This is a genomic window from Geminicoccaceae bacterium (assembly GCA_020638465.1).
Taxonomy (GTDB): Bacteria; Pseudomonadota; Alphaproteobacteria; order Geminicoccales; family Geminicoccaceae; genus JAGREO01.
Window position 1 is genome coordinate 1,018,876 of sequence record JACKIM010000001.1, and the last position, 15,962, is coordinate 1,034,837.

The following is a 15,962-nucleotide window of genomic DNA, read 5'->3' on the forward strand; positions in this document are numbered from 1 at the left end:
AACCCGCAGTGAATTGATGAACTATCTCGGGGATCAGGGTATCGAGGTCACGACGACCGACCATCCTCCGGTCTTCACGGTGGAGGACGCCCGGGAACATACCGGCCACCTCGAAGGCGGTCACGTCAAGAACCTGTTCCTGGTCGACAAGACGGGCGATTACTGGCTGGTGACCTGCAGCGACGAGCAGCAGATCAAGGTGAACGGTCTCGCAAGACTTCTGGGGGCGCCGCGTTTCTCATTCGCGAAGCCCGAGCCGTTGCTGGAGATTCTCGGTGTGCGGCCCGGATCGGTCACACCGCTGGCGCTCATCAATGACGATGCCCGCAAGGTGCGGGTCGTGCTCGACGAAAAGATGCTGCGCCACGAGAAGATCAACGTTCACCCGCTGGAGAATACGGCGACGACGACGCTGCGCAGCGCGGACCTTCTCGGTTTCATCCGCTCGCTGGGTTACGAACCCGCCATCGTCGATCTCGACGGTTCTCTCACTGCTTGACCGCCTCGCGGCAGTCACGCAAGATGTCGCTGATCCGTTGGGATACAGGGAGAGATCGTTCGCTCGATGCGCGCGACGCCGAAGGAGCAACCGCCCCGGAAACTCTCAGGCAAAAGGACCGGTATCCGGAAAGGATCCTCTGGAGAGCGGGCACGTCCTCGTGATTGTGCTCCACCGAAGGGGAGAGGTGCCCGTCTCCGACATCGTGTCGCCGGCATCTCGTCAATCTCTCAGGTTCTAGACAGAGGGGGCACAATCCGAGGCGATGGACGCCTTGGAGGTGCTGCTTGAGGTCGAACCTGATGAGTGATACGCGCCCGGCTGAAGATCTGAAGAAAACTCCGTTGCACGATCTGCATCTGGAACTCGGTGGGCGCATGGTGCCGTTCGCCGGCTGGTCCATGCCCGTGCAATACCCCTCGGGTATCCTGGCCGAACACAATCAGTGTCGGCGGAAGGCGGCGCTGTTCGATGTCTCGCACATGGGCCAGCTGCACATCGTCGGCGATGGCGCGGCCGAGCGCATGGAGACGCTGGTGCCCGGCGAGATACGGGCCCTGAAGCCGGGCCGTGCGCGTTATACCATGCTGACCAATGACGAAGGCGGCATCCGTGACGATCTGATCGTGACCCGGACCGGAAACGGCCTGTTCGTCGTGGTCAATGCGGGTTGCCGCGATGCCGATACCGCCCTGATCCGTGCTGCGATGGAACCGGACTTGAGCGTTGCGGAACTCGCCGACAGGGCCCTGCTCGCCCTCCAGGGACCGGCGGCCGCGACCGTACTCGGAAGGCTGTGCCCGGAGGTTGCCGACCTGGCCTTCATGCAGAGTGCGGAGTTCGACGTTTCAGGACTTTCCTGCCGTGTGTCCCGGTTGGGCTATACCGGCGAGGACGGTTACGAGATTTCGGTGCACGCGGACCACGCGGTCAAGCTGGCGCGCACGCTGCTGGCAGCCGAGGAGGTCGAGCCAGCAGGGTTGGGCGCCCGCGACAGCCTGCGACTGGAAGCGGGACTGTGCCTCTACGGTCACGACATTGATACCACGACCACGCCGATCGAGGCGGGCCTGCGCTGGACCATCGGCAAGCGGCGTGCAGCGGAGGGCGGCTTCCCCGGTCATGAGCGCATTCTCGCCGAAATGCACAACAGCCCCGAACGCAAGCTTGTGGGACTCCGGCCAGACGGCCGGGCTCCCGTGCGCGAGGGAGCGGAAGTGCAGGACAGGGACGGCCATATCATCGGCAAGGTCACCAGCGGAGCGTTCGGACCGACAGTCGGCGGCCCCGTTGCCATGGGTTACCTGACCCTTGCCCGTTCGCAGACCGGAGAAACCGTCAACGTCATCCTGCGTGGCAAACCCGTTCCCGCGACTGTCACCGCCATGCCATTCGTGCCCCATAACTACCATCGCAAGGAGATCAAGGGATGAGCCTGTATTTCAGCAAGGACCACGAGTGGGTGTCCGTCGATGGCGACATCGCCACCATCGGCATCACCAACCACGCGCAGGAACAGCTCGGTGACGTGGTCTATGTCGAGTTGCCCGACGTGGGTCGCACGCTCAAGAAGGGCGAGGAAAGTGCCGTGGTCGAGAGCGTGAAGGCTGCCAGCGAGATCTATGCAGCGATCGGTGGCGAGGTTTGCGAGGCCAATCAGGCGATCAGCGACAGCCCGGAAAAGGTCAACGAGGACGCCGAGGGCGATGCCTGGTTCTTCAAGGTCAAGATCGCCGACAAGGGTGAACTCGGCGACCTGATGAACCGCGAGCAGTACGACGCCTATCTCGAAACGATCAGCTGAAACACGAAGGACGAGAAGCAAGCCCATGTCCAAGACCCGCCCGACCCTGGAACAGCTCGAGCGCAGCGATGACTTCATCGACCGTCACATAGGACCGCGTGGCGAAGATCTGCAGGCGATGCTTGATGTGGTCGGTGCCGGGTCGCTGGACGATCTGATCGACCAGACGGTTCCGAAGAAGATCCGGCTGAACCGGCCGCTCGACCTTCCCCCTGCCCGTTCGGAACGTGAGACCATCTCGTATCTGCGAAAGATGATGGAGCGCAACGAGGTGTTCGTGTCGATGATCGGCACCGGTTATTACGGCACCATCGTTCCGGGTGTCGTCACCCGCCGCATCCTCGAAAACCCCGGCTGGTACACGGCCTATACGCCCTATCAGGCGGAAATCAGCCAGGGACGGCTGGAAGCGATCCTCAATTTCCAGCAAATGATATGTGATATCACGGCGATGGATATCGCCAACGCCTCGCTGCTCGACGAAGGCACGGCGGCAGCCGAAGCCATGGCGATGGCTCATCGTACCAGCAAGGCCAAGAACGACACCTTCCTCGCGGACGAGCGCTGCCATCCGCAGACTTTGGGTGTGCTCCGGACCCGGGCCCGTTCGCTTGGTATCGACCTGCGCATCGGCAAGGTCGAGGAACTGGTCGAGAGCACCGAATGCTTCGGTGGACTGGTCCAATACCCGGATACCTATGGTGTCCTGCGCGATCCGACCGCGGTGATTGAAAAACTCCATGGAAAGAAGGCGCTCGCGATTGTCGCATCCGACCTGCTCGCGCTCTGCATGATCAAGCCGCCGGGTGAAATGGGTGCGGACGTGGTGCTCGGTTCGGCCCAGAGGTTCGGCGTTCCCATGGGCTATGGCGGACCCCATGCGGCCTTCTTCGCCACACGCGAGGCCTACAAGCGATCCATGCCGGGCCGCATCATCGGCGTATCGGTGGACAGCGCCGGCCGCCCTGCCCTGCGCATGGCACTCCAGACCCGCGAGCAGCACATCCGACGCGAGAAGGCGACGAGCAACATCTGCACCGCCCAGGTACTGCTGGCCGTCATCGCGGGCATGTATGCCGTCTATCACGGTCCCGAAGGTCTCAAACGGATTGCGCGACGCATTCACCGAATGGCGAAGATCCTGCGTGCGGGACTCCTGGAACTCGGCTTCGATGTCGAGGACGAGATCTTCTTCGATACCATTACCGTGCGCGTTCCCGGCCAGGCCGAGCGTATCGCCGCACGGGCCCGCGAGGGTCATATCAATCTGCGCGTGATCGACCGCGACCGAATCGGTATCGCCCTCGACGAAACCACGCGCCGCAGCGAAGTCAAGGCCCTGTGGAAGGTCTTCTCGCGCAAGGCGCCGGACAGGCTGAGCGTTGCGGCGATGGACGAGAAGGTCGGCACGATGCTCTTCCCCGAAGCGCTGCGGCGTACCTCGTCGTTCCTCGATCATCCGGTCTTCCATCTCTATCACGGCGAAACCGAGATGCTTCGGTACCTGCGCAGGTTGCAGGCCAAGGATATCTCACTCGACCGGTCGATGATCCCGCTCGGGTCATGTACGATGAAACTGAATGCCACCACCGAGATGGAACCGGTGACATGGCGGGATGTTGCCCATCTGCATCCCTTCTGCCCGCTGGAACAGGCTCAGGGCTACGAACAGCTCTTCGAGGAGCTTGAGGACTGGCTCGCTGAAATCACCGGCTTCGATGCGGTCTCGCTGCAACCCAATGCCGGCAGTCAGGGAGAATACACCGGATTGCTGGTGATCAAGCGGTATCTCGAAAGGTCGGGCCAGAGCGAGCGTGATATCTGCCTCATCCCTTCATCCGCACATGGCACCAATCCCGCCAGTGCAGTACTCGCCGGATTGCGGGTCGTGGTGGTCGGCTGCGATGAGAACGGCAATGTCGATGTCGAGGATCTCAGGGCCAAGGCTGCGCAGCATGCGGACAGGCTCGCCGCGCTGATGGTCACCTACCCGTCGACGCATGGCGTGTTCGAGGAAGCCATCGTCGATATCTGCCAGATCGTGCATGACCACGGTGGGCAGGTTTATCTCGATGGCGCCAATCTCAACGCGCAAGTGGGTGTCTGCCGGCCCGGAGATTACGGGGCCGATGTCAGCCATATCAACCTGCACAAGACATTCTGCATCCCGCATGGCGGTGGCGGACCGGGAATGGGACCGATCGGCGTCAAGTCCCACCTGGCACCGTTCCTTCCCGACCACCCTGTGGTCAAGGGCGTCAATCCCGCCGCCTCCGGCGATGAGCCGGTCGGCAACGTGTCGGCCGCCCCGTGGGGTTCGGCGTCGATCCTGCCCATCTCATGGGCCTACATCGCGATGATGGGACCTGGGGGTCTCAGGCGAGCGACAGCGGTGGCAATCCTGAGTGCGAACTATGTCGCCAGACGTCTCGAAGGGCATTTCGACGTGCTCTATCGGGGCCGGAACGGAAGGGTGGCGCATGAATGCATCATCGACATCCGCGACATCAAGGAACGCACCGGCATCACTGCGGAGGACATCGCCAAGCGGCTGATGGATTTCGGTTTCCATGCACCGACGATGTCGTTCCCCGTGGCCGAGACGCTGATGATCGAACCGACCGAAAGCGAATCGAAGGCGGAACTCGACCGGTTCTGCGACGCGATGATCGCCATCGCGGGTGAAATAGCCGAGATCGAACGCGGCGACATGGATCGCGATGTCAATCCGCTGAAGAACGCCCCCCATACTCACCACCTGCTGCTTGAGGACTGGACCCTTCCCTACAGCCGCGAAAAGGCCCTTTTCCCGGACGCCCGCACTCGCGATGACAAGTACTGGCCACCTGTGGGGCGCGTGGATAATGTCTATGGTGACAGGCACCTGATATGTACCTGCCCGCCGATCGAGGACTATCAACAAGCGGCCGAATAGGAGCCCTGATGGAAGAAACCGAAGTCGCCGTCATTGGCGGCGGCATCGCCGGTACGATGACGGCCTATTTCCTGGCGTCAGCCGGCGTACCCGTGACCCTGCTCGAAAAGGGACGGATCGCCTGCGAGCAATCTTCACGCAATTGGGGATGGATCCGCAAGCAGGGCCGTGACCCTCGCGAAATTCCCGCCATAAAGCTCAGTCTCGAACTGTGGAATGAAATCGTTCCGCAACTGGACGAGGATATCGGTTTCTTCCAGGGCGGTACCACCTATCTGGCCGAAACGGACAAGCGTCTGGCCGGCCTCGAACGGTGGCTCGTGCATGCCAGGGAACACGGGCTGGACAGCCGCATGCTGAGCACGGGTGAAGTCAGCCACATGCTCCAGACGAATCACCAGCCCTTCAAGGGCGCATTGTTCACGCCGAGCGACTACCGGGCCGAACCCCAGCGGGCCGTTCCGGCGATAGCCCGGCGGGCGAAGGCGCTGGGTGCCCGGATCCACGAGCGTTGTGCCGTGCGCGGTCTCGAACATTCGGGTGGACGCGTTTCGGCGGTAATCACCGAAAAGGGCCCGGTGCGCTGCAAGGCCGTGGTGCTGGCGGGCGGTGCCTGGTCGCGGCTGATGCTCAAGCATCTCGGCCTGCATCTGCCGCAGCTGGCCGTGAAAGCCTCCGTGATGCGTTCGAACGAGGCACCGCTCATTACCCAAAGCGGTGTCAGTTGCGAACGTGCGGCATTCCGGCGGCGGCGCGACGGCGGCTATACCATTGCGCGCAGCGGTTCCAGCACGTTTGAAATCACGCCGGGTGCCATTCGCGACATGTGGCTTTACCGCCATGTCATTCGTACCGACCTCCCCAGCATGAAACTTCGCATTGGCACGAAGTTCCTTCGCGATTTCTTCGGTCGGGTGGACTGGAGCCTTGACGAACCGGGTCCGTTCGAGGCCATGCGTGTCCTGGATCCTCCGCCCGATCATGCCTTGCTTGACGATGTTCTCAGGGATGCAAAGGAATTGTTCCCACAACTGGAAGATGTTCAGTCCGTGGAGAGATGGGCTGGCATGATCGACGTATTGCCGGATGTGATACCGGTGATGAGTCCGGTCGCAGCCATGCCGGGCCTGCTGGTGGCCACTGGCTTTTCCGGTCACGGCTTCGGCATGGGAGCAGCGACCGGCCGTATCATGGCGGCACTCGCCACGGGCGAGGAACCTCCGGTCAATGTCGATGCCTTCCGGTTCGAGAGATTCACCGATGGGAGCGAGATTCGCCCCTACGAATGGTAGCAAGCAGGGGAATGTCTCCCCTCAACCCGCCCAGGGCCTGAAATGCTTGGCAAGCGTCAGGCCCTGACGGGCATAGTTCGACCCGATGTCCTGTCCGTAGAGCCGGTAGGGAGGCTCGATCAGGTCGTGATAGACGATCCGGCCCATGATCTGGTTGTCGTCGATGATGAACGGCACCTCGTGCGCCCGCACCTCCAGCACCGCCCGCGTCCCGCGGGTACCGTCGGCATGATAACCGAAGCCCGGATCGAAGAATCCGGCATAGTGCACCCGGAACTCGCCGACCGACGTGTCGTAGGCGATCATTTCCCCTGCCGTATCGGGGGGTACCCACACCGCCTGCCGGGATGCAAGGATGTAGAAGTCGTCGTTGCGCAGGATCAGTCCACGACGTCCGGGTCTGGTAACCGGCTGCCAGAAGTCCTTCGCCGCATATGCTCCCACATTGTCGAGGTCGATGGGCGTGGTGACATTCTTGCGGGCGCGATAACCGATGATCCCGGAACCATCCACACCTGAAATGTCGACGCGAATGGCGACACCGGCATTCTTGATGTCGGGATCGTCCTCATCCGGAATCAGATGGTATCGGTCATGCAATTCGCGCAAGGCCGCATCGGACGGGCGTGGACTGCCGCGCTGGATGCGCAATTGCAGCAATCGAGCCCCTTCCCGCGCGAGAATATTGAACGACCTCGGGGAAATCTCGGCATAGAGCGGACCGCGATAATTGGCCGGAACCCTGTCGAACTCCGTACCATAGTCGGTGATCAGGCGCGTGAAGACGTCCAGGCGACCCGTCGAGCTCTTGGGGTTGGCAATACCCGAGTAACGTTTTCGCAGTTCGAGGCGTTCGAGAAGCGGAACGATGTAGACGCTGCCCCTTTCCAGTACCGCACCTTCACGCAGATCCAGACGTGCCATGGTCAGACCGGCGATGCGCTCGGCCACCGTCCGACCGGAACCCGGCAGAAAGGATGCCTCCACCAGAAAGGCTTCGGCACCCAACCGCAGATCAATACTCGAAGGCTGCACCTGACCTTTCGCCAGAGGTGGTGCGATTACCTGCCAGCCCAGCAACTCTTCGAGCCTGTGCGACGGCAGAATGCCCGTGGTCCGTGTCGTCGTGCCCTGGGGAAGCCCATGCTGCGTACGGCGTTGTTCGGGCAGGGATGCGAACAGTTCCGGTTCGTCGTCTTCTGATGCTGGCATGGGATCGTGAATGTCGGGCTAGTTGTTCATCGAGGACCAGAAATCCTCATTGGTCTTGGCAAAGCGCAGCTTGTCGGTGATGAACTCGATCCCGTCGACGGTTCCCATCGGATTGAGGATGCGACGCAACACCCACATGCGTGACAGGGTCGCCCTGTCGACCAGCAGCTCCTCCTTGCGGGTGCCGGACTTGTTGATGTCGATCGCCGGATAGACGCGCTTGTCGGCGACACGGCGGTCGAGGACGATCTCCGAATTGCCGGTTCCCTTGAACTCCTCGAAGATCACCTCGTCCATGCGCGATCCGGTGTCGATCAGCGCCGTGGCAATGATGGTAAGCGACCCGCCATCCTCGATATTGCGCGCGGCACCGAAGAAGCGCTTGGGCCGCTGTAGCGCGTTCGCGTCGACGCCGCCCGTCAGCACCTTGCCGGAACTCGGTACGACGGTGTTGTAGGCCCGGGCGAGCCGCGTGATCGAGTCGAGCAGGATCACCACGTCCTTGCCGTGCTCGACAAGTCGCTTGGCCTTCTCGATCACCATTTCCGCGACCTGAACATGACGGGATGCCGGTTCGTCGAAGGTCGAGCTCACCACTTCGCCGCGGACCGAACGTTGCATGTCGGTCACTTCTTCCGGCCGCTCGTCGATGAGCAGCACGATCAGATGGACTTCAGGGTGATTGGCCATGATCGCGTGAGCGACATTCTGCATCAGCACGGTCTTGCCGGTCCGCGGAGGTGCCACGATCAGACCGCGTTGCCCCTTGCCAAGGGGCGCGACGATGTCGATGACGCGCGTGCTCGTATCCTTCTTTCCCTCGACTTCGAGCATCAGCTTTTCGGTGGGGAAATAAGGCGTGAGATTTTCGAAATGCACGCGATGGCGCGCAACCTCCGGCGGGTCGTAGTTGATCGTGTTGGCCCGCAGCAGCGCGAAATAGCGCTCTCCCTCCTTCGGTGCCCTGACCATGCCCTGGACGATGTCGCCCGTGCGCAACGCGAAGCGGCGTATCTGCGAAGGAGATACATAGATATCGTCGGGGCCGGCCACGTAGTTCACGTCCGGCGAACGCAGAAACCCGAATCCGTCCTGGAGAATCTCCAGCACCCCCTCGCCCGTGATCGGCACGCCCGTCTGGGCCAGCTGCTTGAGCACCGCGAAAACGAGATCGGATTTCTTCAGCGTCGTGGCTTCGGGAATGCCGATTTCCTCTGCGTAACTCAGCAGTTCCCCTGGCGGGCGACGTTTCAGTTCGGAGAGATTTATGGCCGGCAGACTCGGATCGGGCTCGACATACTGCTGGCGCTCGGGTCGTTCCTGACGGTCCTGCCGTTGATTGCGCTCACCGCGCTCGCCACGACGCGGGCGGCGCGGGCGGTCACCACGACGCGGCCGCTCGCGGTTTCCCTCGTCCTCGTCGGACGCGCCGGTTGTCTCCTGCTCGGCCGGCACACCCGCTTCGCGCCCGCTATCACGCTCCCCCTCGCCTTCAGATTCAGGCTCGAACAACAACTTCGCTGCCTTGCCGTCATCGGCATCCGGAGCGACATCAGGTTCCGGAGGTTCGAACGAACTCATGGCCCCGTTCTCACCGGCATCTCCAACCTCGGGCTCCGGCTTCGATGCAGGTTGCTCCTTTTCGGCGGCAGGCTGATCCGCGGTCGCGGCGACGTCCGTTTCGTCTTTCGGTCGCGGCTTGCGGGCACGGCGGCGGCGGACAGGTTTCGTCTCGTCGATAGCCAGATCGGTCGGCTCAGCTTGCTGGTCGTCGGACTCGGTCACGGTGTCGAAGGACCTTTCATTGGCAGCTCGAACTCATCGAGCGGATACTCAAAACGGCTTGAAAACCACGAATATGAGAATGATGATGAAAATGACGGTGGGGACCTCGTTGAGGATCCGGTACCACCGCTCGGGCTTGGGTCGCTCATCATTGGCGAACTTCCGCACATGAGCTGATATTATACCATGATACGCACTCAGGAGGATCACGAACAGAAGCTTCGCATGCAGCCAGCCCGAAGACCAGTAACCGAGGTCGGTCGCCAGCCACAGCCCCATGATCCATGTCGAGACCATGGCCGGGGTGGCTATCGCCCTGAGCAGGCGACGTTCCATGATCTTGAACGTTTCCGAGGTCACGGAACCGGGCTCGGTACCGACATGATAGATCATCAGCCTCGGCAGATACCACATCGCCGCCATCCAGGCCGCAAACGAAAATATGTGAACCACCCGAAGCCAGGATGATAGATCGTCCAGCATCACGCCAACTGAATTGTCTTACTGATAAGGAAGTGTTCAGGGACTGGAGCCAAAACCCGAGGCCGCAATCTGTCGGTGCCGGTTCGGGTCGGAAGTTCGAACGGATCGTGCACCTTGCTGAAGCAGTATTGGATCATCTGGATCGCGATTTCAAGTGCTCAACGACGCAAAGGACATTTTCCGGCGGTGTCTGCGGCACAATTCCATGTCCGAGGTTGAAGATATACGGTCGTCCGGCCCATGCATCGGCAATCCGTTCGGCCGAACGGATCATGGTTTCCCCTCCCGCGACCACAGCCATCGGGTCGAGGTTGCCCTGGAGGCACGGCACCAGATCCCCGGGCAGAGCGGTTGCCGCCCAGGCGGGATCGAGCGAGGTATCGAGCGACAGGCCATCGGGCCGGACGACACGGGCAAAATCGACGCATGCCGGACCGATCGCGCGGGGAAAGGCGATGACCGGGATGTCGGGTGCGAAGGCGCGCAGGTTGTCGACGATCCGGGCAGTCGGTTCATCACACCACCGCTGGCGTTCATCGGGTGCAAGCACGTTGGCCCAGCTGTCGAACAGCTGAATGACCTCGGCTCCGGATTCCACCTGCCGTCGCAGGTAGATCGTGATCGCCTCGCAGAGCAGGTCGATGACGGCCTTGAAAAGGCCCGGCCGGGTCCGGGCCATGAGCCGCGTCGTCGGGAAATCCTTCGACCCCGCCCCTTCGATCATGTAGGCCGCCAGCGTCCATGGCGCACCGGCAAAGCCGATCAGCGTCACGTGTGGCGGCAAGGCTCCGCGCAAACCTTCGAGAATGGCAAAGACCGGCGCAAGGTGCTCGACCACCCTTTCGCTGGAGAGCTTCGCGAGGTCACCCTCATGGCGAAGGGGTGTCAGCTTCGGCCCCTCGCCTTCGACAAAGCCCACATCGGCTCCCAGTGCATCCGGGATGACAAGGATATCCGAAAAGAGAATGGCCGCATCGAAGGGAAAGCGCCTTAATGGCTGCAATGTCACCTCGATAGCCAGTTCCGGGGTGTAACAAAGATCGAGAAACGACCCGGCCCTGGTTCTCGTCCGTCGATATTCCGGGAGATACCGACCCGCCTGCCGCATGAACCAGACCGGGATCTCGTCCGTGAATTCACCTGCCAGAGCGGCCTGAACGAGCTTCCGCTTGCGAACGGCCATTGCTTTTCTCCTCTTCCCTATCAAGAATCTTTAAAAATATTGTAGTTGTAGTTGGTGGGGATGATAGCGGGGATTACGGCGCTCGCCGCACGCCGTCCAGTACCCATCCACATGACTGTCCGCAAGGCAAACGAGGTTGTGGATAAGGGAGATAACATGTCAAAGCCGTTGAATCTGCGAAGAACATGCGGAAGCATGATCCTGTGCGGATCTTTCGAACATGTAGGGTGGCATGAAAAACCCTGCGTTCTCCCATCCACAAAAAGGATGAAAGAGGCTGATCGGCTGAGATATCATCAGGCTCTATCAGGGAGGATGGATTCTCACAGCTCATCCTCATTTCTTCCCCACTCAGCCTGTGGATGGTCATGCGCCTGCATCTTCATCTGATTTCCGATTCGACCGGCGAGACGGTGACGACGGTCGCCCGCGCCGCGGTGTCGCAATTCGAGGACGTGGTGGCGGTCGAGCATGTGTGGTTCTTCGTGCGAACCCGGACCCAGCTCGACCAGGTCCTGACCATCATCGACGCCCTGCCCGGCATCGTCGTCTTTACCCTGGTGTCGCCGGAGCTGCGGCACGTCCTTCAGGAACATTGCCGTCAGCGAGGAATTCCGAGCGTTCCGGTCCTGGATTCCCTCATGAGTGCCCTCACCAACATGCTGGGATCGGCCGGCCGGCCGCAGATCGGCCGCCAGCATGCCATGGATGACGGCTATTTTTCGCGCATCGAGGCCATGGATTTCGCGATGCGGCACGATGACGGTCAGTTCTACGAGGAACTGGACGAGGCCGACGTCGTGCTCGTTGGGGTTTCGCGGACGTCGAAGACACCCACTTGCGTCTATCTGGCCAATCGTGGTCTCAAGTCTGCAAATATTCCCATCGTGCCGGACCTTCCCCAACTCCACATTCTCGAAAGACTGCAAAAACCCCTGGTCGTCGGCCTTACCATCAATCCCGAGTCGCTCGTTCACATCCGCCGCAGCCGGCAGAAGATGCTGGGGATCGATCACGATGACGACAGCCGATATGGCGGCGATTATGCGGATGTCGAACGGGTTCGCAGGGAGCTGGTCCTCGCCCGGCGGCTTTTTGCCCGCAACAACTGGCCCGAGATCGATGTTACAAAACGATCGGTTGAGGAAACTGCTGCAACAATCTACCAATTATACCAATCTCGTGTTAGTCCCGAAATCGAGGCGATTGTCGGCACGTCGGAAGATGGCGGCAACTCTTCCGACTGATGATGGTTGCCATGGCGGTTTCTTGGTGTGGACAGCGGGTGCCATGAGGCCCGCGCGCGATGCAGGTAGTTGCAACAGGGCGAGACGGCGGATCGATGTCACTTCTGACGACGGCGGCCAGAAAGCGCCGGCAAAGGCGCCAGCAAATTCTGATCGGATTGCTGAAGGTCGCTGCGGCGATGGGATTGCTGGGCTTTACGGCCTACTCTTCCTTCGAGGTCGGGACGGCGAAGACCCGCACGCAGAAGGAAAGGCTGGAAACCGAACTTGCGGTTTTTCGTCAACGCGAGCTTGAGCGTGTCCGTCAGGATGCGACGGCCGAAGACGAGGTCAACCGGCTCTCCGATGCCCTCGCCCGCGTCGAAGCGGACTACAATGCAAATGTGCCGACCGGCGATCTCAAGATGCTGGTCGATATCGTCCGGGGACGGCTCGATGAAGGCGTTTCCGTCGATCGGCTCGCTTTCGTGATTCGTGAGGCGGCGATCGAGCGTCGGTGCGACCGCGAGATCGAATCCAAGCGCCTGCAGGTCCGTACCCCGATCGTCTCCAATGCGAGCAATTCCATAGGATTTGCGGATAATCTGGTAACCGTTTCGGGAGAAGGTCCTTCCAACCGCGATGACAATGGCCGCCCCGAGGCGTGGTTCGATCCGGGCCAGCCGGTTCGACTGCAATTCCTGACGATCGGAGGAAAGAGCGAGGTGATCGATGCGGTCCTTCCGATCACCTATTCGGTGGTCGTCGGCGGAAACGAATACCGGTTTCAGGCCACGACTTCGGTACGTCGCGGCTATGTCGATGTCTCCGCCCAGGTTTGCGACTTTCCGTAGCCCCGCTTGCTCTCCGAACGTCGTCGATGGCGGCGGCGGGTTCCCTCACCCCTCGCCTTTTTCGAAGTTCAGGCTGAGCTGATTTTCCGGCCTGTCGTGTTCCTGTCGGCCTATTCCGATCCCGATGAGGCGCACGGCGGTCAGCAGCGGTGCCTTGCGCAACAGCATTTTCGCCAACACGTGGATTTCTGCGGGGTCGGTAAGTGGATGCGCCGCCGAATGGCTGCGTGTCTGGATGTGAAAGTCGGCATACTTGATCTTGAGGGTCAGTGTTCGCCCGGAAAAGGATGAGCGTTCGCACCGGCGAAGCAGGTCATCGCAGAGTTTTCGCAACTCGGTCCCGATCTCGTCGGGATGGGCCAGATCATCCGGAAATGTCGTCTCCACGCTTACGGAAAGGCGCTTGCGCCCCGATTGCACCGGCCGGTCATCCAGGCCCTGAGAAAGGTGCCAGAACCAAGCCCCTGCCCGTCCGAGCAAGGTTTTCAGGTCGTCCGGCGAACGCGATTGCAGGTCGGCGCCACTGTGGATTCCCGCCGCATGGAGGCGTCGTGCGGTAGCGGGCCCTATTCCATGAAAACGCTCGATGGCGAGCCCGCCCAGGATCCCGAGTGCCTGTTCCGGGCGTATCACGGTAAGGCCATCCGGCTTTTCCATGTCGGATGCCAGTTTGGCCAGAAACTTGTTGTAGGAAATTCCGGCGGACGCGGTCAGGCGCAACTCGGCGCGGACCGCCTGCTTGATCGCGTGGGCGATGCAGGTCGCTGACTGGCCGCGTTTGGCAGATTGGGTGACATCGAGATAGGCTTCATCGAGAGATAATGGCTCTATAATCGAGGTATGACGTTCGAAGATCGTCCTCAGAATACGGCTCGCTTCCCGGTAGGCGTCGAAACGCGGGCGGACGAAGGTGATGTCCGGACAGAGCCGACGCGCCGTCGCCGATGGCATCGCTGAACGGACCCCGAACCTGCGGGCTTCGTAGTTCGCCGTCAGCACCACGCCTCGCCTGCTTTCCGATCCGACTGCAAGCGGTATACCTGCGTATTCCGGCCGGTCACGTTGCTCGACGGCGGCATAGAACGCATCCATGTCGATATGGATAATTCGTCTTGACGTCAACGCGGTGTGACCTTCATCCAACAGGGGTACTGGAGATTGAGACTAGGCGTGTCGACCGCGGTTGGCATCATTTGGCGGATCGCTCGTCATTGTCTAGGCTGGCGAAGCGCTTCACTGTATGGAGAGATGTGTTGTCACGCTGCGCAATCGCGATGCTGGCGCTCTTTGTGTCATTTTCGGTTCCGGGGCCGGTTGGTCGAGTGGCGCGGGCGGAAACGCTGTATGAAGCGCTCGAACGGGCCTACAGGGACAATCCCCGCCTGACTGCCGGGCGTGCCCAGTTGCGGGCTGTCGATGAGGACGTATCTCAGGCATTGTCGGGTTTCAGACCGACCATAACCATTGATGGCAGTGCCGTAACAAATTCCACCGAAACAAAATTGAAGCATCGGGACTCGGTCACGACCGATGGACCTACCGCTGATACTGGTCTTACCCTCAGGCAGTCACTCTACAGTGGTGGCGGTACGGTGGCCAGCGTGGCGGCTGCCGAGGAGTCGGTGAAGGCGCAACGCTTCGCACTGCTGTCGACGGAGCAGGATGTTTTCTACGACGTGGTGGATGCCTATACCTCGACATGGCGGGATCGGTCGGTGCTCGATCTTGCGCTCTCCAACGAGGATCGCATCAGGCGACAGTTGCAGGCGACGCGGGATCGTTACCGCGTGGGGGATGTTGCCCGTACCGATGTCGCCCAGGCCGAGGCCCGGCTTGCGCGGGCACGCTCGGACATTGAGCAGGCCAAGGCCAATCTGGCGGGATCGGTGGCCGCGTATCGCGATGTCACGGGTATCGCTCCGGACCAGCTTGAAGATCCTAAGCCATTGGAAAATTTACCGGAATCTATAGAAGCCGCACACGAACTGGCGATGCAGAACCCCTTGGTGCAGTCCCGCCAGCATCTTGTCGAGAACAGTCTTCACACGATTGATGTTGCGAGATCGAATCTTCTGCCGACGGTAGATCTTCTCGGTGACGTATCCTATACGGATCGGCCGGCGGCAGGGACCGACTGGCGGAAGAATGCTCAGATCGGTGTTGTGGTTTCGGTCCCGCTGTACCAGGGCGGGCGCGTCTATTCGGAGGTGCGCCAGACCAAGCAGGTGTTGAAGCAGCGTCGCAGCGAACTGGAGAACAGCCAGCGTTCGATCCAGCGGCAGGTTTCCACGGCCTGGGAAGTTCTTCAGGCCGCACGCGTCGCCATCGTGGCCATTGAATCGCAGGTCAAGGCCAATCGAGTTGCCCTGGCCGGGGTGCAGGAAGAAGCCACAGTGGGTCAACGGACGGTTCTCGATGTTCTCGATGCGGAGCAGGAACTGTTCCAGTCCCAGACCGATCTGGTGCAGGCGCGCGCGGCCGAAGTCCTTGCGGCCTATCAATTGAAATCGGCTGTGGGGCAATTGACAGTCGCCAGTCTTGATCTCGATGTTCCGGCCTACGATCCGAAAATTTACTATGATCGGCAGCGCAGCAAGCTGTTCGGTGTCGATGGTGCCGACCTGAAGGCAGCTTTCAAGCATCAGGTGGAATAATGCCGGTTTTGTGAAAAATCCGGCATTATTCCATA

Annotated in this window: 13 protein-coding genes and 1 riboswitch; of the genes, 8 read left to right on the forward strand and 5 right to left on the reverse strand. The window is 61.0% G+C overall.

Going from position 1 to position 15,962, the window contains the following annotated elements; genetic code table 11:
* Positions 1–16: 16 nt before the first annotated feature.
* From H6851_04820 to H6851_04840, 5 genes are all read left to right on the forward strand, one after another.
* On the forward strand, positions 17–499 hold the full coding sequence (locus H6851_04820; GenBank protein MCB9942926.1) for a prolyl-tRNA synthetase associated domain-containing protein: 483 nt from the start codon (positions 17–19) through the stop codon (positions 497–499).
* A 36-nt stretch (positions 500–535) separates the two neighbouring features.
* A riboswitch (glycine riboswitch) is annotated at positions 536–630 on the forward strand.
* A 171-nt stretch (positions 631–801) separates the two neighbouring features.
* Entirely contained in the window at positions 802–1,932 is a 1,131-nt protein-coding gene (gcvT, locus tag H6851_04825; GenBank protein ID MCB9942927.1) for a glycine cleavage system aminomethyltransferase GcvT, read from the forward strand.
* Positions 1,929–2,303, forward strand: a complete 375-nt coding sequence (gene gcvH / locus H6851_04830) for a glycine cleavage system protein GcvH (GenBank protein ID MCB9942928.1) — start codon at positions 1,929–1,931, stop codon at positions 2,301–2,303. Before gcvT ends, gcvH begins: the two co-directional genes overlap by 4 nt.
* A gap of 25 nt (positions 2,304–2,328) precedes the next feature.
* A complete protein-coding gene (gene gcvP / locus H6851_04835; protein ID MCB9942929.1) occupies positions 2,329–5,238 on the forward strand; it encodes an aminomethyl-transferring glycine dehydrogenase in 2,910 nt (969 codons plus the stop codon).
* Positions 5,239–5,246: 8 nt separating this feature from the next.
* On the forward strand, positions 5,247–6,530 hold the full coding sequence (locus H6851_04840) for an FAD-binding oxidoreductase (GenBank protein ID MCB9942930.1): 1,284 nt from the start codon (positions 5,247–5,249) through the stop codon (positions 6,528–6,530).
* 21 nt (positions 6,531–6,551) lie between these two features.
* Here H6851_04840 and H6851_04845 read toward each other — a convergent pair whose 3' ends face one another.
* The 4 genes from H6851_04845 to H6851_04860 form a co-directional block, all read right to left on the reverse strand.
* Entirely contained in the window at positions 6,552–7,742 is a 1,191-nt protein-coding gene (locus H6851_04845; GenBank protein ID MCB9942931.1) for a 2'-deoxycytidine 5'-triphosphate deaminase, read from the reverse strand.
* An 18-nt stretch (positions 7,743–7,760) separates the two neighbouring features.
* Positions 7,761–9,011, reverse strand: coding sequence for a transcription termination factor Rho (rho, locus tag H6851_04850; protein MCB9942932.1), 1,251 nt, complete (start codon positions 9,009–9,011; stop codon positions 7,761–7,763).
* A gap of 564 nt (positions 9,012–9,575) precedes the next feature.
* Complete coding sequence (locus H6851_04855; protein MCB9942933.1) at positions 9,576–10,010, reverse strand: CopD family protein; 435 nt, start codon at positions 10,008–10,010, stop codon at positions 9,576–9,578.
* Positions 10,011–10,143: 133 nt separating this feature from the next.
* Positions 10,144–11,193: a uroporphyrinogen decarboxylase gene (locus tag H6851_04860; protein ID MCB9942934.1), complete on the reverse strand. Its 1,050-nt coding sequence runs from the start codon at positions 11,191–11,193 to the stop codon at positions 10,144–10,146.
* 362 nt (positions 11,194–11,555) lie between these two features.
* Between H6851_04860 and H6851_04865 the strand changes: the two genes are divergently transcribed.
* Positions 11,556–12,440: a kinase/pyrophosphorylase gene (locus H6851_04865; GenBank protein MCB9942935.1), complete on the forward strand. Its 885-nt coding sequence runs from the start codon at positions 11,556–11,558 to the stop codon at positions 12,438–12,440.
* Between the two features lie 95 nt (positions 12,441–12,535).
* Positions 12,536–13,273 carry a hypothetical protein gene (locus H6851_04870; GenBank protein ID MCB9942936.1) on the forward strand — a complete coding sequence of 246 codons (738 nt, stop codon included), beginning with the start codon at positions 12,536–12,538 and terminating at the stop codon, positions 13,271–13,273.
* 45 nt (positions 13,274–13,318) lie between these two features.
* Here the strand turns inward: H6851_04870 and dinB are convergent, their stop codons facing one another.
* The gene (gene dinB, locus H6851_04875; protein MCB9942937.1) at positions 13,319–14,365 is read right to left on the reverse strand and encodes a DNA polymerase IV; all 1,047 of its coding nucleotides are present in this window, start codon (positions 14,363–14,365) and stop codon (positions 13,319–13,321) included.
* Positions 14,366–14,526: 161 nt separating this feature from the next.
* Here dinB and H6851_04880 point away from each other — a divergent pair, with 161 nt between their 5' ends.
* Complete coding sequence (locus H6851_04880) at positions 14,527–15,927, forward strand: TolC family outer membrane protein (GenBank protein ID MCB9942938.1); 1,401 nt, start codon at positions 14,527–14,529, stop codon at positions 15,925–15,927.
* The last annotated feature ends 35 nt before the right edge of the window (positions 15,928–15,962 follow it).

Bases quoted from the DNA above. Each gene is read 5' to 3' on its own strand.
- H6851_04865 (MCB9942935.1), top strand. From the start codon at position 11,556: ATGGTCATGCGCCTGCATCTTCATCTGATTTCCGATTCGACCGGCGAG.
- gcvT (MCB9942927.1), top strand. From the start codon at position 802: ATGAGTGATACGCGCCCGGCTGAAGATCTGAAGAAAACTCCGTTGCAC.
- H6851_04855 (MCB9942933.1), bottom strand. From the start codon at position 10,010: ATGCTGGACGATCTATCATCCTGGCTTCGGGTGGTTCACATATTTTCG.
- dinB (MCB9942937.1), bottom strand. From the start codon at position 14,365: ATGGATGCGTTCTATGCCGCCGTCGAGCAACGTGACCGGCCGGAATAC.
- H6851_04840 (MCB9942930.1), top strand. From the start codon at position 5,247: ATGGAAGAAACCGAAGTCGCCGTCATTGGCGGCGGCATCGCCGGTACG.
- gcvH (MCB9942928.1), top strand. From the start codon at position 1,929: ATGAGCCTGTATTTCAGCAAGGACCACGAGTGGGTGTCCGTCGATGGC.
- H6851_04845 (MCB9942931.1), bottom strand. From the start codon at position 7,742: ATGCCAGCATCAGAAGACGACGAACCGGAACTGTTCGCATCCCTGCCC.
- H6851_04860 (MCB9942934.1), bottom strand. From the start codon at position 11,193: ATGGCCGTTCGCAAGCGGAAGCTCGTTCAGGCCGCTCTGGCAGGTGAA.
- H6851_04820 (MCB9942926.1), top strand. From the start codon at position 17: ATGAACTATCTCGGGGATCAGGGTATCGAGGTCACGACGACCGACCAT.
- gcvP (MCB9942929.1), top strand. From the start codon at position 2,329: ATGTCCAAGACCCGCCCGACCCTGGAACAGCTCGAGCGCAGCGATGAC.
- H6851_04870 (MCB9942936.1), top strand. From the start codon at position 12,536: ATGTCACTTCTGACGACGGCGGCCAGAAAGCGCCGGCAAAGGCGCCAG.